Source organism: Streptomyces sp. SCPE 10 (genome assembly GCF_051980735.1).
GTDB classification, from domain to species: Bacteria; Actinomycetota; Actinomycetes; order Streptomycetales; family Streptomycetaceae; genus Streptomyces; species Streptomyces misionensis.
Genome location: NZ_CP197069.1, coordinates 653,724 through 676,881, shown reverse-complemented (window position 1 = coordinate 676,881; position 23,158 = coordinate 653,724). Strand labels below are relative to the sequence as shown.

Annotated in this window: 20 protein-coding genes; 16 read left to right on the top strand and 4 right to left on the bottom strand. The window is 73.4% G+C overall.

Annotated elements, in window-relative coordinates:
• Positions 1 to 32 precede the first annotated feature (32 nt).
• A complete protein-coding gene (gene pgm, locus ACSP97_RS03190; protein ID WP_355151294.1) occupies positions 33 to 1,673 on the top strand; it encodes a phosphoglucomutase (alpha-D-glucose-1,6-bisphosphate-dependent) in 1,641 nt (546 codons plus the stop codon).
• Positions 1,674 to 1,737: 64 nt separating this feature from the next.
• On the opposite strand, the gene ACSP97_RS03185 is transcribed toward pgm, so the two are convergent.
• Complete coding sequence (locus ACSP97_RS03185) at positions 1,738 to 2,658, bottom strand: SGNH/GDSL hydrolase family protein (RefSeq protein WP_440556267.1); 921 nt, start codon at positions 2,656 to 2,658, stop codon at positions 1,738 to 1,740.
• 147 nt (positions 2,659 to 2,805) lie between these two features.
• On the bottom strand, positions 2,806 to 3,063 hold the full coding sequence (locus ACSP97_RS03180; RefSeq protein ID WP_355328757.1) for a DUF5133 domain-containing protein: 258 nt from the start codon (positions 3,061 to 3,063) through the stop codon (positions 2,806 to 2,808).
• Positions 3,064 to 3,339: 276 nt separating this feature from the next.
• Here ACSP97_RS03180 and ACSP97_RS03175 point away from each other — a divergent pair, with 276 nt between their 5' ends.
• The 12 genes from ACSP97_RS03175 to ACSP97_RS03120 all read left to right on the top strand — a co-directional run bounded on the left by ACSP97_RS03175 (position 3,340) and on the right by ACSP97_RS03120 (position 18,467).
• Positions 3,340 to 4,938 (top strand): adenosine deaminase family protein, encoded by a 1,599-nt coding sequence (locus tag ACSP97_RS03175; protein WP_364725989.1) that lies wholly within the window; start codon positions 3,340 to 3,342, stop codon positions 4,936 to 4,938.
• 369 nt (positions 4,939 to 5,307) lie between these two features.
• Positions 5,308 to 5,835, top strand: coding sequence for a hypothetical protein (locus tag ACSP97_RS03170; RefSeq protein ID WP_355328759.1), 528 nt, complete (start codon positions 5,308 to 5,310; stop codon positions 5,833 to 5,835).
• A 298-nt stretch (positions 5,836 to 6,133) separates the two neighbouring features.
• Positions 6,134 to 8,269: a hypothetical protein gene (locus tag ACSP97_RS03165; protein WP_440556266.1), complete on the top strand. Its 2,136-nt coding sequence runs from the start codon at positions 6,134 to 6,136 to the stop codon at positions 8,267 to 8,269.
• 116 nt (positions 8,270 to 8,385) lie between these two features.
• On the top strand, positions 8,386 to 9,897 hold the full coding sequence (pelF, locus tag ACSP97_RS03160) for a GT4 family glycosyltransferase PelF (RefSeq protein WP_440556265.1): 1,512 nt from the start codon (positions 8,386 to 8,388) through the stop codon (positions 9,895 to 9,897).
• Entirely contained in the window at positions 9,894 to 11,276 is a 1,383-nt protein-coding gene (locus ACSP97_RS03155) for a hypothetical protein (RefSeq protein ID WP_355151306.1), read from the top strand. The genes pelF and ACSP97_RS03155 overlap by 4 nt, the downstream gene beginning before the upstream one ends.
• A 39-nt stretch (positions 11,277 to 11,315) precedes the next feature.
• Entirely contained in the window at positions 11,316 to 12,317 is a 1,002-nt protein-coding gene (locus ACSP97_RS03150) for a GDP-mannose 4,6-dehydratase (protein WP_355151308.1), read from the top strand.
• A gap of 39 nt (positions 12,318 to 12,356) precedes the next feature.
• Entirely contained in the window at positions 12,357 to 13,070 is a 714-nt protein-coding gene (locus ACSP97_RS03145) for a nucleotidyltransferase family protein (RefSeq protein WP_355151310.1), read from the top strand.
• A gap of 7 nt (positions 13,071 to 13,077) precedes the next feature.
• The gene (locus ACSP97_RS03140; protein ID WP_440556264.1) at positions 13,078 to 13,962 is read left to right on the top strand and encodes an NAD-dependent epimerase/dehydratase family protein; all 885 of its coding nucleotides are present in this window, start codon (positions 13,078 to 13,080) and stop codon (positions 13,960 to 13,962) included.
• Entirely contained in the window at positions 13,959 to 14,630 is a 672-nt protein-coding gene (locus tag ACSP97_RS03135) for a spherulation-specific family 4 protein (RefSeq protein ID WP_440556263.1), read from the top strand. The genes ACSP97_RS03140 and ACSP97_RS03135 overlap by 4 nt, the downstream gene beginning before the upstream one ends.
• A 38-nt stretch (positions 14,631 to 14,668) precedes the next feature.
• Positions 14,669 to 15,331 (top strand): maltokinase N-terminal cap-like domain-containing protein, encoded by a 663-nt coding sequence (locus tag ACSP97_RS03130; protein WP_355151316.1) that lies wholly within the window; start codon positions 14,669 to 14,671, stop codon positions 15,329 to 15,331.
• 295 nt (positions 15,332 to 15,626) lie between these two features.
• A complete protein-coding gene (locus ACSP97_RS03125) occupies positions 15,627 to 17,483 on the top strand; it encodes a M1 family aminopeptidase (RefSeq protein ID WP_382076448.1) in 1,857 nt (618 codons plus the stop codon).
• Between the two features lie 135 nt (positions 17,484 to 17,618).
• Entirely contained in the window at positions 17,619 to 18,467 is an 849-nt protein-coding gene (locus tag ACSP97_RS03120; RefSeq protein WP_355328778.1) for a lysozyme, read from the top strand.
• A gap of 4 nt (positions 18,468 to 18,471) precedes the next feature.
• On the opposite strand, the gene ACSP97_RS03115 is transcribed toward ACSP97_RS03120, so the two are convergent.
• On the bottom strand, positions 18,472 to 19,200 hold the full coding sequence (locus ACSP97_RS03115) for a TetR/AcrR family transcriptional regulator (RefSeq protein ID WP_355531059.1): 729 nt from the start codon (positions 19,198 to 19,200) through the stop codon (positions 18,472 to 18,474).
• Positions 19,201 to 19,288: 88 nt separating this feature from the next.
• On the opposite strand from ACSP97_RS03115, the gene ACSP97_RS03110 reads away from it, so the two are divergent.
• From ACSP97_RS03110 to ACSP97_RS03100, 3 genes are all read left to right on the top strand, one after another.
• Entirely contained in the window at positions 19,289 to 20,149 is an 861-nt protein-coding gene (locus tag ACSP97_RS03110) for an SDR family oxidoreductase (protein ID WP_440556262.1), read from the top strand.
• A gap of 239 nt (positions 20,150 to 20,388) precedes the next feature.
• Entirely contained in the window at positions 20,389 to 20,928 is a 540-nt protein-coding gene (locus tag ACSP97_RS03105) for a TetR/AcrR family transcriptional regulator (protein ID WP_440556261.1), read from the top strand.
• A 57-nt stretch (positions 20,929 to 20,985) separates the two neighbouring features.
• The gene (locus ACSP97_RS03100) at positions 20,986 to 21,846 is read left to right on the top strand and encodes an SDR family oxidoreductase (protein ID WP_440556260.1); all 861 of its coding nucleotides are present in this window, start codon (positions 20,986 to 20,988) and stop codon (positions 21,844 to 21,846) included.
• A gap of 104 nt (positions 21,847 to 21,950) precedes the next feature.
• Here the strand turns inward: ACSP97_RS03100 and ACSP97_RS03095 are convergent, their stop codons facing one another.
• A complete protein-coding gene (locus ACSP97_RS03095) occupies positions 21,951 to 23,135 on the bottom strand; it encodes an FUSC family protein (protein ID WP_382076444.1) in 1,185 nt (394 codons plus the stop codon).
• Between the last annotated feature and the right edge of the window lie 23 nt (positions 23,136 to 23,158).

Genomic DNA, 23,158 nt, shown 5'->3' with positions numbered 1-23,158 from the left:
AGCGACCGACACCGACGTGGAGGAACGTACTCATGGCGCACGAGCGAGCCGGCCGGCCTGCCGGCCCCGAGGACCTGGTCGACGTGGCGCGGCTGGTCACGGCGTACTACGCGCTGCACCCGGACCCGGCCGACCCGGCCCAGCGCGTGGCGTTCGGCACCTCGGGGCACCGCGGCTCGTCCCTGGCGAGCGCCTTCAACGAGGACCACATCGCCGCCACCAGCCAGGCCATCTGCGAGTACCGCGCCGGCCGGGGCATCGACGGCCCGCTCTTCCTGGGCGCCGACACCCACGCCCTGTCGGAGCCCGCGAAGGTCACCGCGCTGGAGGTGTTCGCCGCCAACGGGGTGAGCGTGCTGATCGACAGCGCGGACGGCTACACGCCCACCCCCGCCGTCTCGCACGCCATCCTCGGCCACAACCGGGGCCGCACCACGCACCTCGCCGACGGTGTGGTCGTCACCCCCTCGCACAACCCGCCCGCCGACGGCGGCTTCAAGTACAACCCGCCCAGCGGCGGCCCGGCCGCCTCGGACGCCACCTCCTGGATCCAGGACCGTGCCAACGAGATCATCACCGGAGGGCTGAAGGACGTACGACGGCTGCCCTACGCCCGCGCGCTCGCCGCCGACACCACCGGGCGCCACGACTTCCTCGGCACCTACGTCGACGACCTGCCCGCCGTGCTGGACCTCGACGCCGTCCGCGCGGCCGGGGTGCGCATCGGCGCCGACCCGCTCGGCGGCGCCTCCGTCGCCTACTGGGGCCGGATCGCCGAACAGCACCGCCTCGACCTCACGGTGGTCAACCCGCACACCGACCCCACCTGGCGCTTCATGACGCTGGACTGGGACGGGCAGATCCGGATGGACTGCTCCTCGCCCTACGCCATGGCCTCGCTGATCGAGCAGCGCGCGACCTACCGCATCGCCACCGGCAACGACGCCGACGCCGACCGGCACGGCATCGTCACCCCGGACGCGGGCCTGATGAACCCCAACCACTACCTCGCCGTCGCCATCGACTACCTCTACCGGCACCGCGCGCAGTGGCCCGCCGGCACGGGCATCGGCAAGACCCTGGTCTCCTCCACCATGATCGACCGGGTCGCCGCCGACCTCGGGCGCCGCCTGGTCGAGGTCCCCGTCGGCTTCAAGTGGTTCGTGGACGGACTGATCGGCGGCGACCTCGGCTTCGGCGGCGAGGAGTCGGCCGGCGCGTCCTTCCTGCGTCGCGACGGCTCGGTGTGGACCACCGACAAGGACGGCATCATCCTCGCGCTGCTCGCCTCCGAGATCACCGCCGTCACCGACCGGACCCCCTCCGAGCACTACGCGACCCTCACCGAGCGCTTCGGCGAACCCGCCTACGCCCGCATCGACGCGCCCGCGACCCGGGAACAGAAGGCGTTGCTGGGCAGGTTGTCACCGGCCCAGGTCACCGCGGACACCCTCGCGGGCGAGCCGGTCACGGCCGTGCTCACCGAGGCGCCCGGCAACGGCGCCGCCATCGGCGGCATCAAGGTCACCACGGAGAACGCCTGGTTCGCGGCCCGCCCCTCGGGCACCGAGGACGTGTACAAGGTCTATGCCGAGTCGTTCCTCGGGCCGGACCACCTGGCCCGGGTGCAGGAGGAGGCGCAGGCGGTGGTGCGGGGCGCGCTCGGCGGCTGACCGCGGCGCCCCGGCCTGTCGGGGGACGGCCCGCGACCCGTGGTCGAAGGCCGCCCCGGCGCGCTCAGCGGTGCCCGTGGTCTCGCGCCGGCCCGTTCAGGACCGCGCCCGCCATGGCCTGCTCGCCGAGGGCGTTGGGGTGGGCCGGGGCCGCGGGCGCGGCCGGCTGGAGCGGCTCGATCCAGCGCTCCGCGGGCGCCTTGCACATGTCGTGGCCGACCGTGGGCCCGTACGTGTCCACGTACTGCGCCCGGTTGCGGGCCGCCTCCGTGCGCAGCATCAGGTTCAGCCGCTTCTCGGTGTCCCGGAGGTAGGGGAAGTCACCCTGTGCGAAGGGAACTTGCGGGAAGCAGCCCACGCCGTCGTCGGGCAGCAGATCGGGGTAGCCGACGACCAGCACCCGGGCGTGCGGGGCCCGGGCGTGCACGGCCCGCAGCACCTGGGCGATCTTCGGTGCCGTCCGCCGGACGGCGAGGGCCAGTTCGTCCTGCCCCGACGCCTCGTAGGCACGCTCACACGGGTTGCCCGTCGGGTCCTTGAGGCCCAGGCCGGCGCATCTGCTGATGATCGGGCCGAACCCGACGTCGTTGCCGCCGATCTGCACCGTCACCAGGTCCGTGTCCCGGGACAGCGCGTCGAGCTGGGGCGGGTTGCCGCCCTGGGCCTGCCACATCTGCGCGGTCGTCGCCCCGGAGCAACTGGCGTCGGTGAACGTGGTCGCTCCTTCCCGGCCGGCCACCAGCGAGGGGTAGTTCCGGTCGGAGCGTGCACAGGCGGCGTCCACCTGCGTGGGGATGGCGGGACCCGAGGTGTAGGAGTCGCCCAGGGCGACGTAGTCGAGCCGGTGTCCGTGGTGCTGCGCGGGGTGCGCGGCGGCCGGGACGGCAAAGGCGGCGACGAGGGCGCACCCGCCCACCGCCGCCGCCACGGTCGCGGCCCGCCGCCGGACTCTCGCCCCGCCCGCCGGACGACTGTCGTTGCTCATGGTTCCCCCCTGGGACCGGTACGCGGCGCGGACGGCGCCGTACAGCGGCGTCCGCGCGATCGACCGGTTCTGTATACCGTCCGGTAGGTCCCGCCGACCAGGAGCCGGGGGCGACGAGTTCGGGGGAGTGGCGGGGCGCCTTCGGGGTCAGGCGGCGGACCCCGTCCGCACGGGCGCCGGTTCCTGGAGCAGCGAGTCGTCCTCCGGGCGCGCACCGGACAGCCGGTGGCGGGCCGCGATCAGCGCCATGTCGACGTCCCGCGTGCCGGTGGCCACACACAGGGTGTAGGAGATGTCCGCGAGCCTTTGCCGCGCCCCAGGGGTGCTCTCCTCGGCGCCGAGCAGGGTGAGGGCCTCGTACTGGGCGATGAGGTCCTTCAGTACGGCGGGGTGTGCCATCAGCATGGGGTGGGCCTCCGTGGTGTGTCGCCGATGTACGAAATCGCAATCGCGATTACCCCCGTTCACGCCCCGCATGCCACCCCGGTCGCCCCTTTCCCACGGTCCGCTCCGGACGCGCGGTTCCCGTGTCCGTGCCCGCGTCCCGCACGGGCAGGAGGGAGAGTCCATACCGGACAGGAAGACGGAGCGTCACTCGCAAGGGTGCTCTCCGGTGGCCGTGCGCCGGTTGCGCCCTCCTCGCCGGGGTCCTTCCGTGATCATGCCGGTGTGAGTCTGCACATGCGAAGTGCCGTACCGCGCCGGGTCGTTCCGGCCGTGCTCGGCACCCTCAGCGTCCTGTCCCTGTTGTCCGCCCTGCCCGCCGCCGCGCAGCCGGCGCGCCCGGGTGCCCGGCCCGCCGCGCCGCCGCCCCGGCAGGTCACGGCCGCCGAGGCCCGCACCGACGCCTATCTGCGCTCCGTCAAGGACCGGCCCGCGGCCCTGCGCGCCTTCTTCCGGGAGCTGCCCAAGGGCGGCGACCTGCACAACCACCTCTCCGGCGCGGTGAACACCGACTACCTCGTCGAGCTGGCCGCCGAGGACGGCCTGTGCATCGACACCGCGACGATGACCGCGGTCCCCCCGCCCTGCGGGGCCGGCACCCGCCCCGCCGCCGACGCGCGCACCGACCGCGCCTTCCACGAGGCGATCGTGCGCGCCTGGTCCATGCAGGACTTCCCGCCGGACCAGAACGGCCACGACCACTTCTTCGACACCTTCGGCAAGTTCGGCGAGGTGACCTGGCGGCACCGCGGCAAGCTGCTCGCCCAGGTCGCCGACACCGCCGTGCGCAACAACCAGTCGTACCTGGAGACGATGGTCACCCCGGCCTCGGACGGCGCGAAGAAGCTCGCCGACGAGGTGGGCTGGGACGCCGACCTCGGCGCCCTGCACCGCAGGCTGGTCGCGGGCGGCAGGCTGGACAAGCTGGTAGCCGACGCGCGCAAGGAGGCCGACGACGGCGACGCCGAGTTCCGCGCCACCGAGCACTGCGGCACCGCCGGGGCCCGGCCCGCCTGCGGGCTCACCGTCCGCTGGATCTCCCAGGCGTCCCGGGGCAGTTCACCGGTGCGGGTGTTCACCCAGCTCGCCCTCGGCATGCGGCTGGCCGAGGCGGACCCGCGCTTCGTCGCCGTCAATCTCGTCCAGCCCGAGGACTGGGACAGCTCGCTGCAGAACTACAGCCTGCAGATGCGCATGGTCGGCTATCTGCGCACCCGGTACCCGAGGGCCCATGTCACCCTGCACGCCGGCGAGTTGTGGCCCGGTCTGGTCAAGCCGGCGGATCTGAGGTTCCACATCAAGGAGGCCGTCGACGTCGCGCACACCGAGCGCGTCGGGCACGGCGTCGATCTCGTTCACGAGGACGACTGGCAGCGCACCGCCCGCACCATGGCGGCCCGGCGGATCGCCGTCGAGGTGCCCTTCTCCAGCAACGCCCAGATCCTCGGCGTCAAGGGCGCCGAGCACCCCTTCACCACCTACCGCCGCTACGGCGTCCCGGTCGTCCTCGCCACCGACGACCCCGGCGTCTCCCGCATCGACATCAGCCACGAGTACCAGTACGCGGCCGCCACCTACGGCCTGGGCTACCCGGAGCTGAAGGACCTGGCCCGGGCCTCCCTGGAGTACGCCTTCCTGCCCGGCGCCGACCTGTGGCAGGGCAACCCCACGGCCCAGGGCTACCGCCCGGTCGAGGTCTGCCGCGCCGAGCACCCCGGGCTGCCGGTGCACGGCGCGCGCTGCCGGCAGTTCCTCGCGGGCAGCGCGAAGGCGCGTCTGGAGTGGCGCCAGGAGGCCGCGTTCGCGGCGTTCGAGCGGGCGCACGCACGCGGATGAGGTGAGCCGCTCGCTCCCGGGCGCCCCTTTGGGGCCCCCTCCCGGTCTCCGCGCGGGGGCCGGGACGGGGCCCGCGCGGCCGGAAACCGCCGAGTGGCCGGGAAACACGCCGTCGCACAACCGGTTGCCCCGGTTCCGCCCATGGGTACGGGTCGTGTACACGCCATTACGCCGGGTGTGCCACGGCATCCCATCCGGCATCGCGCGCCCCCGGGATCACCGCCCGCACGGTGCGCGGATGCCGCACCCACATGATCACCACAGCGCCATCACATCGCCTTCACCGAATGGCCGCTTTCGGTCGGTCGCCTCCGAGGTTTCCGGGACGGGGCAGACGGCGCACGGAGCGCGCCCCTAGCCTCCCGGGCCATGCGATCACCTCTGCTGAGACGCCTCGGTCTCACCGCCGTCCTCGCCGTCGTCCTCGCCGTCTTCGGCTTCACCTCCGGTGCCGGCGCCGACACGGCCCCCGCCTCCCTCTCCTTCGCCACCGACAGCGCCACCACCACCCCCGGTGGCTCGGTCAAGCTGTCGATGACGCTCACCAACAACAAGACGTACGACGTCCTGTTCGTGTACCAGACCATCGACCCGACCTGGCTGACGACCCAGCGCCCGGACCTGAAGTACAGCTTCACCGGATGCAGCCTGGCCGCCGCCGACGGCAGCGCCACCCCCTGTTCCGGCACCGGCCCGACGAACCTCGGCACCGACTACGGTGCCACCATCCCGCCCGGTCAGAGCCGCACCGTCACCCTGACCCTCCAGGTCGCGGCCGACTCCGGCTGCAACGGCAACATCGGCTTCTACTCGTACTTCTACGCCGAGTTCAGCGACAGCACCAACATCAGCGGCGGCCCCGTGTACACGCCCGAGACGCGCGTGCTCTGCGCCTGACGCGCACCACCACGACGTCGCCCGGCGGATCCAGGCGGTCCGCCGGTGCGCCGTGTCCCGCGACCCTCGCGCGGGACGGGAAAGTGGTCATCCGGGTTGCTCCGTACCGCAGTTGGACACCAGCCATTTTCCGTCAGGTTCTGTGACTCGGCCACAAAAGCTACACACATCCATCACTATGTGACGCGACGGATGCGTCGACGACCGGCTTCTGAGGGGGACGCCGGCGTGGCGCGAGGGGGTGCGTCCGCTCCATGTGAGCCGTGCTCACCCCTGTCCGGGGAGGGGACTTCACCGCATGAAGCGGACCATTCGCACCAGCGCGCTGACGGTGGGCGCGCTCATCGCCGCGCTCGGCCTTCAGACAGGACCGGCCCAGGCCGACACCGGCACCCCACGCATCGATCTCCGAGTCCTGGTGGTGAGCGACGGCGGCCCGGCCACCGACGCCATCGCCGCCGAACTCACCTCCGAGGGAACGCCGTTCACCAAGGTCGACCTCACCAGCAGCGGCCGGCCGACCATCGACGCCGGCTTCCTCGCCGACACCGTGGACGGCCGGGCGCGCGCCAGGTACCAGGCCGTCGTACTGCCCAACGACAACCCGTTCCCGGCCGGCAGCACCGAGATGAGCGCGCTCGCCGCCTACGAGCAGACGTACGGCATCCCCCAGGTCGACGCCTACACCTACGCCCGCCCCCAGGCCGGACTCCAGGTCCCGACCTCCGGCGGCTACTCGGGCGGCATCGACGGGGTCCAGGCCCAGGTGACCGCCGCGGGCCGGGGCGGGCCCTTCGGCTACCTCAAGGGCGCCGTGCCGTTCGAGGACAACTCGCCCACCGTCAACGAGAGTTACGCCTACCTGTCGACGCCAGCGCCCGGCGCCGACTTCACCCCGTACGTGCAGGCCACCATCCCCGGCACCACCACCCAGGGCTCGCTCGTCGGCGAGTACCGGCACGACGGCCGGCGCGAACTGGTCATCACCTTCGTCTACAACCAGTACCAGCAGCAGTTCCGGCTGCTGGCCCGCGGCATCGTGGACTGGATGACCGGCGGGGTGCACCTGGGCACCTCCCGCAACTACTTCGCCGTGCACGTGGACGACGTGTTCGCGGCCGACGACCGCTGGGACAGCCAGCTCAACTGCACGCCCGGCGACGTCGACTGCACCAACAGCTCGGGCACGCCCAGCCCGATCCGGATGACCCCCGCGGACGTCGACTACGCCGCTGCCTGGGAGCAGAGCCGCCACTTCACCCTCGACCTCGCCTACAACGGCTCCGGCAGCGTCGACCAGCGCGAGGACAACAACGGCGTCGACCAGCTCGCCGACAAACTCATCGCGGACCGCAACCAGTTCCGCTGGATCAACCACACCTACACGCACGCCTTCCTCGGCTGCCAGCAGGACACCACCGTGGTCCCCTGGAAGTGCGAGACCAACGCCGCCGGCGCCACCCAGTGGGTCAGCCGCCAGAGCATCGACGACGAGATCGCCCTCAACCGGGTCTGGGGGCAGACCAACGGACTCCCGCTCGACAACAGCGAGTTGGTGACCGGTGAGCACTCCGGGCTGCGGATCCTGCCGCAGCAGCCCCTCGACAACCCCAACCTGGGCCCCGCGCTCACCGACAACAACGTCAAGTGGCTCGCCGCAGACGCCTCCCGTGATCCGGCCCAGCGCCAGATCGGCCCCGCCACCACCGTCGCCCGCTACCCGATGAACGTCTTCTACAACGCGGGCAAGGCCTCCGAGGAGGTCGACGAGTACAACTGGCTCTACACCAGCCGCGCCCAGGGCGGCAGCGGCATCTGCGAGGACAACCCCGCCACCACCACCTGCCTGCCCGCCCCGCTGGACACCGGCACCGGCTACCAGGACTACATCGTGCCGCTGGAGACCCGCATCGACCTCGGCCACGTGCTGTCCAACGACCCCAAGCCGCACTTCATCCACCAGTCCAACCTCACCGAGGACCGCATCGCCTACCCGGTCCTCAACGGGGTGCTCGACGGCTACGCCGCGCTGTTCGCGGACAACACCCCGCTGGTGAACCTGCGGATGAAGGACATCGGCGCCGAACAGCAGCGCCGCGCCGCCTGGCAGAGCGCCCTCGACGCCGGACAGGTCACCGCCTACCGGATCGGCAACACCGTCACCGTCCAGGCACCCGCCGGCGTCGACGCCACCGCCACCGTGCCCACCGGCACCACCCTGGCCGGCACCGCGTTCGGCACCGCCTACGCGGGCGAGCGGTCCGGCTGGACCGCCTCCGCAGGCACCCCGCTCACCTTCACCCTCCCCGCCACCGCGTCCACCGCCGCCTCGCACGCACCCGGCCACACCCGGCCCGCGGCCACCGCCCCGGCCCCGCGCACCAAGCTCCCCAAGGGCGTCGCCAAGCAGGTCCCGCACACCCCGGACAACTGAACGCGCACCGACCCGAGGGCCCGTCCGGCACCACCGGACGGGCCCGGGTTCCGGCCGCCCGGCGGCGGCCGGAACCCGCACGACCACCCCACACCTCTGGCCGTGGAGCCCCATCGATGCACGTTCACCACGGTGCGCGCCGCCCGGGCGCGGCGCACGTCACCCTGCTCACCGAAGGCACCTACCCGCACAGCCACGGCGGCGTCAGCGTCTGGTGCGACCAACTCGTCCAGGGCATGCCCGACCTCGACTTCGACGTCATCGCCGTCACCGGCACCGGACGCGAGGCCGTCGTCTGGGACCTGCCCGCCCAGGTCCACCAGGTGCTCTCCGTGCCCATGTGGGGTGAGGCGCCCGAGGGCCGCCCGCCCCGGGGCCGCGCCCTCGCCCGCCTCGCCACCACCTACGAACGCTTCCTGACCGCGCTCCTCGACCCGTGCGCCGAGGACCAGTTCGCGCCCGCCCTCTACCTGCTGGCGCGAGCCGCCGCCGACGGGACGCTGAGCCCGTTCCTGCGCGGCGACCGGGCCGTCGCCCTGCTCGCCGCCGTGTGGAACCGCCCCGGACTCGCCGTCCGCGAGGCCCGCCCCACCCTGCACGACGCGGTCACCGCCACCGCCCTGCTCGAACACGCCCTGCGCCCGCTCGCCGCGCCCCCGCCCCGGCACGGGGTGGCCCACGCGGTCAGCGGCGGCGTCGCCGTACTGCCCGGCCTCGCCGCCCTCGACCGGCATGGGGTCCCGCTGCTGCTCACCGAACACGGCGTCTATCTGCGCGAGCGCTACCTCGGCTACCGCACCGCCCCCTACCGCTGGCCGGTCAAGGCCGTCGTCCTCGGCTTCTTCCGGCTGCTCGCCGAGGAGAGTTACCGCCGGGCCGCGCTCATCACCCCGGGCAACCGCTACAACCGGCTCTGGGAGGAACAGGGCGGCGCCGACCCGCGGGCCATCCGCACCGTCTACAACGGCGTGGACCCGGCCGCCTTCCCGCCGGCCGGCCCCGAACCCGAGGCGCCCACGCTGAGCTGGGCGGGCCGGGTCGACCCGATCAAGGACCTGGAGACCCTCATACGGGCGTTCTCCCTGGTCAGAGCCAAGATACCCGAGGCCCGGCTCCGGCTGTTCGGCGGCACACCCCGGGGCGGCGAGGCCTACCGGGAACGCTGCACGGCGCTGGCCGCCGAGCTGGGCCACGCGGACGCGGTCACCTTCGAGGGCCGTGTCGAGGACATCAAGGACGCCTACGCGGCCGGGAACGTGGTGATGCTCTCCAGCATCAGCGAGGGCTTCCCGTTCACCCTCATCGAGGCCATGTCCTGCGGGCGGGCCACCGTCTCCACCGATGTGGGCGGGGTGCGGGAGGCAGTCGGCGACACCGGGCTCGTCGTGCCCCCGCGAGATCCGGACCGGATGGCGGCAGCGGCCCTGGAACTGCTCGGCGACGGCGCGCGGCGCAGGGCGATGGGGGAGGCGGCCCGGCTACGGGTCATCGAGCAGTTCACCCTGCGGCAGACCATCGACACCTTCCGCTCCATATACCTCGAACTTCCCGACCACGCCCGGCGGTTCGCCGTACAGGCTGTGCCGGAGGCCGAGCCCCGGGCCGCCGCGGGGAGCCTGGCCGGATGAGCGGACCGATGGCCCTGGAACCGGGCGGCGCCGAACAGGACACCCTGGCGTTGCGGCTCGCCCGCCCCGACGAACGCACCCTGGCCCTGCGGCTGCCCGGCCACGGCACCGACGACGCGGCGGTCAGCCTGCTCGCCGCCGAACTCGCCGACCGCATCGGCCCCGCCGTCCACCCCTACGAGGTCGCCGCCCTGCTGGAGGCCGAAGGCCTGACCGCCGAGACCATCAAGGACCGGTACGGCCACCCGAACCTGTTCTCGCTCGCCACCGCGCTCTACGAGCGGGTGCCCCGCACCTTCCCCGAGCCCGCCCCGGCCGCCGACCCCTGGCGCCCCGACCACGTGCGCTGTCTGCTGCGCGGGCTGCTGTTCGCCCTGCCGGGCCTCGCCTACCCGCTCACCGCGCCCCTGTGGCACCCGGGTGGGCACGCCGCCGCCCTGATCGTCGCGGGCCTGGTCTCCTGGGCCTGGGGCCAGGGCCTCGGCCACCGCGCCCACCTGCGGATGACGGCCGGCCGCCGCGAGGCCGCCCGCACCCTGGCGGTCGGCGCCCCCGTGGGGGCCGCGCTCGCCACCGCCACCGCGGCCCCGCTCACCGGCGGCGGAACCGTCCTGCTCGCCGTGGCGGCCCAGTCCCTCTACCTCGCGGCGGCGGGCGTCCTGCTCGTCCTGGCCCGCGAGAAGGTGCTGCTCGCCGCGCTGACCCCGCTCATCGCGGGCACCGCCTGGCAGTCGGGCTGGCAGCCCGGCACCGTACCGCGCCTCGGCCTGCCCCTGCTGGCGCTGCTCGCGACGCTCGCCGCCACCGCGCACGCCCTGCGCGGGCCGCTCACCCGGCCCGCGGCCGAGGGCGGCAGGCGGCCCCCGCTGCGCCGGTCGCTGCCCTACGGCCTGTTCGGGCTGGCCGCCGGGCTGCTGGTGCTGCTCGAAGGGCGGCGGGAGCCGTACGCGGTGATCGTGCTGACCCTCAGCATGGGACCCGCCGAGTGGCTGCTCTACCGCTACCGCGGCCTGTCCGTCGCCGCGCTGCGCGCCACCGCCACCCCCACCGCGTTCCTGCTGCGCTCCGCCGCCGTACTCGGCCTGTGCCTGCTCGGCTATCTGCTGCCGCTGCTCCCCGCCGCATACCTCACCGGCGCCCCGCCGGCCCCGCTGCTGCTGCTCGCGGCCACCCTGTGGACCGCGCTGCTCCTCCAGGCCTTCGGAACCGCCTGGCCGCCCGCCGCGATCTGTCTGGCCGCCGCGGCCGCGGCCGGCGCGGCCACCGTGCTGCGCCTGCCACCCGGCCCCGCCGCGCTGCCGCTCTGCTGCGCGGCCGCCGTGCTGTCCCTGCTGGCGTGCGCGCTGCGGCTGCTCGGCCGCCCGGCGCGGCACGCCTGAACCCACACTCTCCGCCAACTCGCTGGAAGGACCACCCAGTTGACCTCCCAACCGCTCGCCGCCGTCACCGGGGCCGAGGGCTTCATCGGCTCTCACCTCACCGAGGCGCTCGTCGCCTCCGGGCACCGGGTGCGGGCCATGGCCCAGTACAACTCCTTCTCCTCCTACGGCTGGCTGGAGACCCTCGCACCGGACGTCCTCGACCAGGTGGAGATCGTCCTCGGCGACGTCCGCGACCCCGGCTCGGTGCGCGGTCTGCTCGACGGAGCCGACGTCGCCTACCACCTGGCCGCCCTGATCGCGATCCCGTACTCCTACCAGGCGCCGCACAGCTACGTGGAGACCAACGTCACCGGCACCCTCAACGTCCTCGAAGCGGTCCGCGCCCTCGGCACCCCCCGCCTGGTGCACACCTCCACCAGCGAGACCTACGGCACCGCGCGGACGGTGCCGATCACCGAGGACCACCCCATCAACACCCAGTCCCCGTACGCCGCCTCGAAGGCGGGCGGGGACCGGCTCGCCGACAGCTACCACGCCAGCTTCGGCACCCCCGTCGTCACCCTGCGGCCGTTCAACACCTTCGGCCCGCGCCAGTCGATGCGCGCGGTCATCCCCACCGTCATCGGCCAGGTCGCGGCCGGGGAGCGCACCATCACCCTCGGCGATCTGCGGCCCACCCGCGACTTCCTGTTCGTCAAGGACACCGCGCAGGCCTTCCTCGCCGTCGGCGGCGCCCCCGCCGAGCACGTGGTCGGCCGCACCTTCAACGCCGGCACCGGCGGCGAGATCTCGGTCGGCGACCTCGTCGCCCTGATCGGCAAGGTGATGGACACCCCGCTGGACGTCCGCGCGGACCCCGCGCGCATCCGCCCGGCGGCCTCCGAGGTGATGCGGCTGGTCGCCGACGCCGGGCGGCTCACCGGCGCCACCGGCTGGCGGCCCGCCCACACCCTGGAGCAGGGCCTCGCGCACACCGTGGAGTTCTTCCGCGACCCGGCCAACCTGGCCCGCTACAAGACCGGCATCTACAACATCTGACCCGTCCGGCACGTCACGACGTCTTCCAAGGAGGAACCCATGCACGCAGTGATCCTGGCGGGCGGCAAGGGCGTCCGGCTGCGGCCCTACACCACCGCGCTGCCCAAACCGCTCGTCCCCATCGGCGACCAGCACGCCATCCTGGAGATCGTGCTGCGCCAGCTGTCCTCGGCCGGCTTCACCCGCTGCACCCTCGCCATAGGCCACCTCGGCGAGATCATCCGCGCCTACGTGGGCGACGGCTCCCAGTGGGGCATGACCGTCGACTACGCCACCGAGGAGAGTCCGCTCGGCACCATGGGCCCGCTGCTCAACCTGAGAGAGAGACTGCCCGAGCACTTCCTCGTCATGAACGGCGACATCCTCACCGACCTCGACTACGCCGACGTGCTGCGCCGGCACCGGGACTCCGGCGCGCCGCTCACCATCGCCACCTACGCGCGCAAGGTGCACATCGACTTCGGCGTGCTCACCACCGACGCCAGCAAGGTCGTCGCGTTCACCGAGAAGCCCAGCATGGACTACCGGGTCTCCATGGGCGTCTACGGCCTCTCCCGCGCCACCCTCGACGGCTACACCCCCGGCCTGCCGCTCGGTTTCGACGAACTCGTCCTCGATCTGCTCAAGGCCCAGAACCCGCCGCACGCCTACGAGTTCGGCGGCTACTGGCTGGACATCGGCCGCCCCGACGACTACGACCGGGCCAACGCCGAGTTCACCACCCGCAAGTCCCTGCTGCTCAAGGGAGCCTGAGTCCCGCATGCGCATTCTCGTCCTGGGCGGCACCGGATACCTGGGCCGCCATGTGACGGAGCGGCTGCGCGCCCTGCCGGGCGCGCGGCTGTCCGCGGCCGGCCGCACCGGCGCCGAGTACGCCGTCGACCTGGCCGCCGACCGCCCCGAGCGGCTGGCGAAGACGCTGGCGGCGGCCGCCCCCGACGCCGTGGTCAACTGCGCGGGCGCCACCGGCGGCGACCCCGTCACCCTCGCGGAGGTCAACGCCCGCGGGCCCGCCGTGCTCTGTGCCGCGCTGCGCGAGGCGGCCCCGACGGCCCGCCTGGTCCATCTCGGCTCCGCGGCCGAGTACGGCCCCGGCACCCCCGGGGTCCCGGTGACCGAGTCGGCGCCCGCCCGCCCGGTCACCCCGTACGGTGCCACCAAGCTCGCGGGCACCCTCGCGGTGGCCACGGCAGCCCTGGACGCGGTGGTGCTGCGGATCGGCAACCCGGTGGGCGCCGGGGCGCCGGCGGCGGGCCTGCCGGGCCGGATGGCCGCGCTGCTGCGCTCGGCGGGCCCCGACCCCTCGGCGGTGCTGCGGCTCGGGGACCTCTCGGCCTACCGTGACTTCGTGGACGTCCGCGACGTCGCCCGCGCGGTGGCCCTCGCCGTCACCGCGCCCGGACCCCTGCCGCCCGTGCTCAACATCGGCGGCGGCGGGGCCGTACCGGTGCGCGAACTGGTGCGGGGACTCGCGCGGATGGCCGGTTTCCGCGGCCGCCTGGAGGAGAGTGCGGGCGGCTCGGCGCGCTCCGCCGAGGTGTCCTGGCAGTGCTCGGACGTCTCCGCCGCGGCCCGCGTCCTCGGCTGGCGCCCGGCCCACGGCCTGGACGACTCCCTCGCCGCGCTCTGGGCGGCCACGGCATGAGCCTGCTGGTCCCGCTGTACGTGCATCCGGCCGAGGACCCGGGCGCCTGGCACCGGCTGATCACCGGGGCCGCCCGCACCCACGCGGTCGTGCTGAACCCGGCGAGCGGGCCCGGCACCGCCCCCGATCCCGCCTACACGGCGGCGGCCCGGGCACTGCGCGCGGCGGGCGCCCGGCTGCTCGGCTACGTCGACACCGACTACGGCACCCGGGACCGCGCCGAGATCACCGAGGAGGCGCGGCGGCACCGGGACTGGTACCGGACCGACGGCTGCTTCCTCGACCGGGTCACCGCCACCCCGGCGGGCCTGCCCGCCTGCCGGCGCCTGGTGCGCGAACTGCGCCGGCAGGGCGCGGGCACCGTCGTGTTCAACCCCGGTGTCCATCCGGCGCCGGGGTACGTCCGGCTCGCCGACCTCACGGTCACGTTCGAGGGACACTGGTCAACGTACGTCTCGGCGTTCACCCGGCCTTCCTGGATCGCACGCCAACCGCCCGAACGGCTCTGCCATCTCGTCTACGGCGTCCCGGCGGCCCTGGTCCCGCTCGCGGTGCGCACGGCGGCGGAGCGGGGCGCCGGGGTCTGCGGGCCGGTGACGGGCGAAGGGCCCAATCCCTGGGCCGCGTTGACGCCCGCGCTGACCTGGGCGAACGGTGTGCGAAGCTAAGGCGGTCCATTCGCGCACCAGGGGAGAGCCGCACCGCCATGGCCGTCATCCATCACACGACCCTCCAGCCCTCCAAGCTCGACCTGCTCACCGAGTGGCTGCCCACCCGCCCCTGGTACCGCGGCGGCCCGGACGCCCCGGTGCTGGAGAAGTCCGGCGGCTTCCGGCTGGACGACCCCGCGGGCGAGGTCGGTATCGAGTTCATGATCGTCACCGATACCGCGGGTGCCGAACCCACGGTGTACTTCGTGCCGTTGACCTACCGCGGCGCGCCGCTGGCGGGGGCCGAGCACGCGCTGGTCGGCACGATGGAGCACGGCGTGCTCGGCAAGCGCTGGGCGTACGACGGCCTGTGCGACCCGGTGCTGGTCACCGAACTGCTGCTGCTCGTCGAGGGCAAGGCGCAGGCGATGGCCCAGAGCATCACCGACACCCCGGACCACGAGGTGTCCCGCGCCTACGCGGGTGCCCCGTTCGCGCCGGAGGGCCTCACCCCGGCACCGGCCGACGACACGGACGGCACCCGTCTGCCCGCACCGCACGGCACCGTCCTGCACATCCACCGCGTCCTCACGCCGGCGCCGGCGGACGAGAACCCGCCGCTCCCCGCCGAGGACGCCCTCGGCCACGTGGCCACCGGCTGGCCCACCCCGGCCGGTGACCGGCGGCGGGCCGTCCTCCTGACCCTGCGCCAGGCCTGAGCCGCCCGTCCGCCGCCCGCCCGGCGCGGGCGGCGGACGACCGTCCTCCTTTTGCCGTCCCGGCCGTCCTCGGCGCGTCCCACCCCCGGCGTGCGCCCTTCCGTCCGCCCAACCGGCGGAAGTGTATGGCATGTCCGGGTCAAATCTGTCACTCTTTCGGCAGTCGCCGCCCCGGTCCCAGCGGGGCGCGACCGGCTCCCCGGCACAGCACCGGACCACGGCCGCCCCGGCGCACCCCGCCGGCCGGACGGCCATCGAGCAGGCCGGAATCCCGGCCGCCGCAAAGGAGTAGCGTGTGAGACCGACCCCCCACAAGGCCGCGGGCACCGCCGCGCTCACCGCCGCCGCCCTGGCCGCCTTCTTCCTCCCCGCCGTCCCCGCCGCCGCCCGTCCGGCCGCCGCGCCCGCGGACTGCACGGCGGCCCAGGTGGTCACCGACGGCGGCTTCGAGAACGGCGGTTCGGCGTGGACCGCGTCCCCGTCCACCGTGATCACCAGCCGCACCGGGCAGACCGCCCACGGCGGCAGCAGCTACGCCTGGCTGGACGGCACCGGCAGGACTCGTACCGACAGCCTCGCCCAGAGTGTCACCATCCCCGGCGGATGCGGCACCGCGACGCTCAGCTTCTGGCTGCACATCGACACCGCCGAGACGACCTCCGCCACCGCGTACGACAAGCTGACCGCGAAGATCGGCGGCACCACCCTGGGCAGCTGGTCCAACCTGGACAAGAACACCGGCTATGTGCGCAAGTCCTTCGACGTGTCGTCCTTCGCCGGGCAGACGGTGAACCTGTCCTTCACCGGCACCGAGGACTCCAGCCTCCAGACCAGCTTCGTCCTGGACGACATCGCCCTCGACACGTCCGGCGGCACCGCACCCCCGGCCACCGACCCCACCCGCACCCCGGCGGCCCCCTCGTACACCGTGAACCTGAGCAGCGACACCAGCGGCACCGCCTGGACCGGGCACGAGAGCGCGACGTTCACCAACGCCTCCGCCACCGCGCTGAACGAGGTCTACCTGCGGCTGTGGGACAACTACCACGGCACCTGCGACGCGATGCCGATCAAGGTCACCAACGTCACCGGCGGCACCGCCGGCGACCTCTCCGTGGCCTGCACCGCCCTGAAGGTCACCCTGCCCGCCCCGCTCGCCCAGGGCCAGAGCGCCACGATCGGCTTCGACCTCGGCATCACCGTGCCCAGCGGCGCCGACCGCTTCGGCCACGACGGCGCCTACAGCTTCATCGGCAACGCGCTGCCCGTCCTCGCCGTCCGCGACGCGGCGGGCTGGCACCTGGACCCGTACACGGACAACGGTGAGGCCTTCTACTCCCTGGCCGCCGACTTCAAGGTCACCCTCGACCACCCGAGCGGTCTGCTGGTCCCGGCCACCGGTACCTCCACCGACACCCCCGGCACCGGCGGGCGCACCGTCACCACGGCCACCGCCTCCCGGGTCCGCGACTTCGCCTGGGCCGCCGGGCCCTTCACCAAGATCTCCGGCACCTCGCCGTCCGGGGTCGCGGTGAACGTCTACTCCGTCTCCGGCATCAGCTCCACCAGCGCCCGCTCCATGCTCGGCACCGCCGAGTCCGCCGTGGACGCCCACGCCGCCCGCTTCGGCGCCTACCCGTACGGCGAACTGGACGCGGTGCTCGACAACAACTACTGGTTCGGCGGGATGGAGTACCCCGGATTTGTCCTCGACCTGGTCAGCAGCACCGCGCTCACCCATGAGATCGGCCACCAGTGGTGGTACGGCATCGTCGGCGACGACGAGTACAACAGCCCCTGGCTGGACGAGTCGTTCGCCGACTACGCCACCGACCTCGCCCAGGGCAACACCGGCACCAACTGCTGGAACAGCGTCTCCTGGGCGTCCAGCACGGAGAAGATCACCAACTCGATGGCCTACTGGGACGCGCACTCCTCGCGCTACTCCACCGTGGTCTACGGCTACGGCAAATGCGCCCTGCACGATCTCCAGCGCGTCCTCGGCGACACCGCCATGGCCAAGCTGCTGAAGGACTACGCGACGGCGCACTGGTACGGCGTGTCGACCACGGCCGACTTCAAGGCCGCCGCGCAGGCCGCGACCAGTACGGACCTGACGTCCTTCTGGACCCAGCACCGCATCGACGGCTGACGGGCACCGGCCGGTCGCGGGCCCTGCCGTGACCGGCCGGCACCCCTGTGCGGGCCACTCGGATGGCCCAAACGCGGTATCGGGCGGGCGCGTTGGGCGGGGCCCGGAGTGCGGCGCCGCCCGATGCCGGGTCAGATGGAATCCGTGCGAAGCTCGATACTCCTCACCCGCGGCCGTGCACGCCTGACCGTCACCGGCGTGCTGACCGGCCTCCTCCTCACCCTGTCCGTCCCGGCGGCCGTGCCCGACAGCGGCGCCGTGACCCCCGAGCGGGGCAGCGCCTACATGGGCATGGGCGTCCTCGCCCACGACGGCAGCGCCGCCGACGCCACCGACGACTCGCTCTCCGACTCCCGCACCGGCCAGACGGAGGGCGTCGACGTCTCCAGCCACCAGCGCGACGTCGCCTGGTCCACCCTCTACGGCAGTGGGGTGCGCTGGGCGTACACCAAGGCCACGGAAGGCACCTCGTACCGGAACGCCTACTTCACCCAGCAGTACAACGGGCCCTACCAGCTGGGCATGGTGCGCGGCGCCTACCACTTCGCGACCCCGGACAGCACCGGCGGCGCCGCCCAGGCCGACTACTTCGTGGCCCACGGCGGCGGTTGGTCGGGCGACGGCAGAACGCTGCCCGGCGTCCTCGACATCGAGTGGAACCCGTACGGACCGGCCTGCTACGGCAAGTCGAAGAGCCAGATGGTCGGCTGGATCCGGGACTTCCTCAACCGCTACAAGGCGCGCACCGGCCGCGCGGCGGTGATCTACACGGCCACCAGCTGGTGGACCCAGTGCACCGGCAACTACGGCGGCTTCGGCGCGAACCCGCTGTGGGTCGCCCGCTACGCCTCGACGGTGGGCAAGCTGCCGGCCGGCTGGTCCTCCTACACCATGTGGCAGTACACCTCCACCGGCAAGACGGTGGGCGACCACGACCGCTTCAACGGCAACCTCGACCAGCTGCGCGACTTCGCCTCCGGCTGACATCTCAGGCTTGTGGCGCGCCACCGCCCGCGGCCAGGCGCGTGAGCCACTCACGCAGCAGGCGCTGCTCGGCGTCGCTCAGGACGCCGGCGCCGTCCGGGAGGGCGGCGCGCAGCGCGCGGGCCGCCGCGGCGGGACCGGACTCCGCGGCGGGGACCAGCGGCTCGGCGCGCGTGACGGCCGCGATCATGGACTCGCGCAGGATGGTCAGCAGCGCCGGATCGCGGCGGTCCGCGGGGGTGGCGTGCCAGGTGGTGACCGCGCCCTGACCGGTCGCCTGGATGATCTGGGCGGCCAGCTCCTCGTCGACCCGCAGCCACCCCCCGGCCGCCAGCCGGCGCACCCGGCCGTGGAGGATCTCCAGGCCCGCGCGGTGGGCCGCGTCCGATCCCCGGCCCGCGGCCCGGTTCATCACCGCGAACAGCTCGGGGCGGGAGACACCGAACTCCACCACCATGTCCCAGCCGCGGCGCAGCTCCTCCACCGGGTCCTGCGGGGCGGGATCGAGCTGTGCGCGCTTCCGCTCCAGGAACTGCGCGTAGCCGTGCTCGGCGACGGCTTCCAGAAGCCCCTCCTTGTCGCCGAACAGGCGGTAGATCGCCGGCGGCTGCATGCCGGCCGCGGCCGCGACCGCGCGGGTGCTCACCGCGTCGGGGCCGCCGTTCTCCAGGAGCTCGACGGCGGCCTCGACGATGCGGTGCCGGGGACTGTCGGTTGCGTCGCGCATAGCCATGAATCGATGATACCGAAAATCTGGTTCCACTGGAATTTCCAGTGTTACTGTTGCTGAGCTTCCATCGGAAACAGCCACGGAGATATCGATGATCATCGTTACCGGAGCCACCGGAAAGCTCGGCCGCCGCACCGTCGAGCGCCTGCTGGAGCGCATCCCCGCCGACCGGGTCGGCGTCAGCGTCCGCGATCCCCGCAAGGCCCGGGACCTCGCCGACCGCGGCGTCCGGGTGCGCCAGGGCAGCTTCGACGACCCCGCCTCGCTCGCGCACTCCTTCGAGGGCGCCGAGCAGCTGCTCCTCGTCTCCCTCGACCGCACGGGCCGGGAGTGCGTCGACGGCCACCGTGCCGCCATCGACGCCGCCGTGCGCGCCGGCGTCGGCCGCATCCTGTACACCAGCCAGATGGGCGCCGCCCACGACTCCCGCTTTGAGGCGTGCCGGGACCACGCCGAGACCGAGGACCTGCTGCGCGCCACCGGTCTGCCCTGGACCGCGCTGCGCAACGGCTTCTACGCCTCCAGCGCCCTGCAGTTCCTGGAGTCCGCCCGCCACACCGGTGACATCGCCCTGCCCGCCGACGGCCCGGTCGCCTGGACCGGCCACGACGACCTCGCCGAGGCCACCGCGGCGCTCCTCGCCGGGCAGGCCCGCTTCGAGGGGCCCACCCCGCCGCTCACGGGCCCGGCGGCGCTCGACTTCGACACCGTCGCCGAGATCGCGTCCAAGGCCACCGGACGCGCCTTCACCCGCACCGTCGTCCCCGACGACGCCTTCCGGGAGCAGACCCTGGCACACGGCGCCCCGGCCCCGATCGCCGACCTGCTGCTGAGCATCTTCGCCGCGGCGCGCAACGGCGAGTTCACCGCCGTCGACCCGACGCTGGCCGACCTGATCGGGCGAAAGCCCGCCGACTTCGGCACCCAGCTGGAGCGCGCCTGGGCCGAATAGAACCCGGCCGTGTCAACGGCCCGGCGGCCGACCCGACTGCCGGGACCCGTCTCCTCGATCAGCGTCACGCGGCAGTACCGGCTCGAGTTGCCGCCGGCTGCGTTCCGGGTTACTTTCGATACGCAACCGTAGCGTATCGAAAGTGGGGGGGCGGAGTGGCCAGCGCACCGAGTGACCCACGGGCTCACGGCACCGACGGGGCGCCCGCCGTGGGGCGGCCGCGTGACACCAGTCGCGGGTTGGCCATCCTTGAGGCAACGCTGTCCCTGCTCACCGAGGTGGGGTACGAGCAGTTGTCCATGGAGGCGGTCGCGGCGCGCTCCGGGTCGGCGAAGACAACGATCTACCGCCGCTACCGCGACAAGGCCGCGCTGGTGGCCGCGGCGGTCGAGCACCGCGCACAGGCCACGCCTCCCGAGCCCGCCGCGGACGATTTCCGGGAGAACCTGCTCGGGCTCGTCTCCTGGCTGGCCCGGCAGATCGCCGAGCAGGAGATCGGTCTTCTCGGGGCGCTGTTCGCCGGGATGCGCAGCGATGTGCGGCTCGCGGAGGAAATGCGCCGGATCCTGCGCCGCGACGAGGCCGCGATGACCGACGAACCGCTGCGCAAGGCGGTCCGGCACGGAGAACGGCTCACCCCCCGGGCCGCCGGTCTCTTCGCCGAGGTCGCCCCGGCGGTCATCGTGCACCGCATCGTGATCGCGGGCGAGCCGTGCGACGAACCGTTCGTCGCACGGCTCGTCGACGACATCCTTCTGCCGCTCCTGCGCAGCCACTGACCCCAGACCGCCACACGTGTCGAACGCGCGCAGCAGGAACGAAAGGACTCCCTCAACGTGATCGTCATCACCGGTGCGACCGGCGCGCTCAACGGCGCCACCGTCGAACATCTCCTCAAGCGCGTGCCCGCAGAACAGATCGGTGTCAGCGTCCGCGACACCGCCAAGGCGCAGCACTTCGCCGACCGCGGGGTGCGGGTGCGCCAGGGCTCCTACGAGGACCCGGCCGCACTGCGGCACTCCTTCGAGGGCGCCGAGCAGGTCCTGCTCGTCTCCTCCAACGACCCGCACGCCGACGCGGTCGCGCTGCACCGTGTCGGCATCGACGCCGCCGTCGCGGCAGGCGCCCGGCGCATCCTCTACACCAGCCACCAGGGTGCCGGCGCGGACAGTCCCTTCCGTCCGGCCCGCGACCACGCCGCCACCGAGCAGCTCCTGGCCGACTCCGGCGTCGCCTGGACGGCACTGCGCAACGGCTTCTACGCCCACAGCCTGGGCTGGCTGCTGGGCCCCTGGCAGCAGACCGGCACCATCACCGCCCCGGCCGACGGCCCCGTCTCCTGGACCGACCGCGCCGACGCCGCCGAAGCCGCAGCGGTCATCCTCGCCGGAGACCGTGCCTTCGAGGGCCCGGTCACACTCACCGCCCGCCAAGCCCTCACGTTCGACGACGTCACCGCACTGGCCTCCGAGAAGACCGGCCGTGACATCGAGCGCATCACGCTGGACGACGAGGAGTGGATCGCGGCCAAGGTCGCCGCCGGCACCCCGGAGGCAATGGCGCGGATGATGCTCACCACCTTCCGGGCCGCCCGTGAAGGCCGCTTCGCCGGAGTCGACCCGCTGCTCACCGAACTCCTCGGCCACGAACCCCGGACCGTGGCCGACCAGCTTGCAGCGGACATCGACGCCGCCTGAACGGAGGAGCCGACGGCGTGCTCGGCAGGGAATCTCACCGATGACGATCGGCCTGGGCCGGCTCCGGAGACTGCCGGACAGCGCCCGGCGGCCGACCATCCGGCTCAGGGCGTGGCCGAGGCCAGGAGCTGGTCGGCCAGGCGGTTGGCCTGGGTGAGGAGGGCGCCGTAGGTGGCGACCTCGTCGGGGTCGTCGGTGGTGGAGCGGGCCAGGTCGCGGCGCAGGGTGCCGAGCGTGTCGCGCAGGCCGGCCACCTCCGTGCGCAGCTCGTCCTCGCAGTCGTCGCCGAACCTGCTGTGGCTGTAGAGCCGCAGCGCGCGGGCCGTCCGGTACAGGAACCGGGCGTAGCTCAGGGCGAGTTCGGGATGCGGGCGGCGGGCCGCGCGTTCCTCGGTGACGGCCTCCAGGACCGTGCGGGTCACCCCCGCGGTGTGCACGGCCGCGTAGTCGAGCACCGCGAGCGCGTCGTCGTACCCCTTGCCGGGCAGCGGCAGCGCACCGGTGCGGCGGCGGACGTTGGCGCGCAGGCTCTCCCGGCTCCATTCCACCGTGGAGCGGGCCTGGTCGACGAGTTGGTGCAGCCGCAGCGCCCGGTCGTGCCAGGCGCTCGCCTCCTCCGTCTCCCAGCGTCCCCGGGCCAGTCCGTCGGCCACCTCGTGCAGGATGTCGTGGGCCTCCTCGGTCGCGTCCCGCAGCACCGCCCGGGTGTCGCGCAGATACAGCGGCGGGCGGACGAGCGCGTTGACGGCGATGCCGACGCCCGCGCCGAACAGCGCCGCGGCGATCCGGTCGGCCGAGGTGGCGACGGTGACGGCGCCGTTGGTGAGGACGAACAGCGCGCCGGTGGCCGCGTAGATGCCCTGGCTGCCCAGCCGCCGCCAGTGCCCGAGCAGCATCGCGGCCGGCAGTACCACCGCCATCGTCACCGCCGTGCTGTGCACCAGCAGCCCGACCGCCGTGGCCGTGACCGTCCCGGTGGTGATCGCCGCGAGCTGCTGGAGCCCGTGCGCCAGCGACCGGTAGACCGTGGACTCCACCAGGACCACCGCGACCCACGGCGCGACGAACGCGACCGGCGCGTGCAGCCACCACCCCGCGATCATCCAGGCCACCCACGCGGCCAGCGCCGCCTTCAGCGCCTGGACCACCAGATCCCGCTCCCGGCCGGGCTCCGACCAGGCCCGCCGCGCACTGCGCACCGCCGCCGACAGATCCAGCCGCAACACCTGCCCCGCCCGCCGCACGGCATGCCCGACGGCCCGTACGGCGGCTCCACGCCCACATCGCATGGGTTCCGGGTGGCCACTGCGGG

What these genes read in the sequence shown, in the direction of transcription:
- pelF (WP_440556265.1), top strand. Translation starts at nt 8,386, where the DNA reads ATGCACGTTCACCACGGTGCGCGCCGCCCGGGCGCGGCGCACGTCACC.
- pgm (WP_355151294.1), top strand. Translation starts at nt 33, where the DNA reads ATGGCGCACGAGCGAGCCGGCCGGCCTGCCGGCCCCGAGGACCTGGTC.
- ACSP97_RS03185 (WP_440556267.1), bottom strand. Translation starts at nt 2,658, where the DNA reads ATGAGCAACGACAGTCGTCCGGCGGGCGGGGCGAGAGTCCGGCGGCGG.
- ACSP97_RS03140 (WP_440556264.1), top strand. Translation starts at nt 13,078, where the DNA reads ATGCGCATTCTCGTCCTGGGCGGCACCGGATACCTGGGCCGCCATGTG.
- ACSP97_RS03170 (WP_355328759.1), top strand. Translation starts at nt 5,308, where the DNA reads ATGCGATCACCTCTGCTGAGACGCCTCGGTCTCACCGCCGTCCTCGCC.
- ACSP97_RS03115 (WP_355531059.1), bottom strand. Translation starts at nt 19,200, where the DNA reads ATGGCTATGCGCGACGCAACCGACAGTCCCCGGCACCGCATCGTCGAG.
- ACSP97_RS03110 (WP_440556262.1), top strand. Translation starts at nt 19,289, where the DNA reads ATGATCATCGTTACCGGAGCCACCGGAAAGCTCGGCCGCCGCACCGTC.
- ACSP97_RS03175 (WP_364725989.1), top strand. Translation starts at nt 3,340, where the DNA reads ATGCGAAGTGCCGTACCGCGCCGGGTCGTTCCGGCCGTGCTCGGCACC.
- ACSP97_RS03135 (WP_440556263.1), top strand. Translation starts at nt 13,959, where the DNA reads ATGAGCCTGCTGGTCCCGCTGTACGTGCATCCGGCCGAGGACCCGGGC.
- ACSP97_RS03145 (WP_355151310.1), top strand. Translation starts at nt 12,357, where the DNA reads ATGCACGCAGTGATCCTGGCGGGCGGCAAGGGCGTCCGGCTGCGGCCC.
- ACSP97_RS03180 (WP_355328757.1), bottom strand. Translation starts at nt 3,063, where the DNA reads ATGCTGATGGCACACCCCGCCGTACTGAAGGACCTCATCGCCCAGTAC.
- ACSP97_RS03155 (WP_355151306.1), top strand. Translation starts at nt 9,894, where the DNA reads ATGAGCGGACCGATGGCCCTGGAACCGGGCGGCGCCGAACAGGACACC.
- ACSP97_RS03130 (WP_355151316.1), top strand. Translation starts at nt 14,669, where the DNA reads ATGGCCGTCATCCATCACACGACCCTCCAGCCCTCCAAGCTCGACCTG.
- ACSP97_RS03095 (WP_382076444.1), bottom strand. Translation starts at nt 23,135, where the DNA reads ATGCGATGTGGGCGTGGAGCCGCCGTACGGGCCGTCGGGCATGCCGTG.
- ACSP97_RS03165 (WP_440556266.1), top strand. Translation starts at nt 6,134, where the DNA reads ATGAAGCGGACCATTCGCACCAGCGCGCTGACGGTGGGCGCGCTCATC.
- ACSP97_RS03120 (WP_355328778.1), top strand. Translation starts at nt 17,619, where the DNA reads ATGGAATCCGTGCGAAGCTCGATACTCCTCACCCGCGGCCGTGCACGC.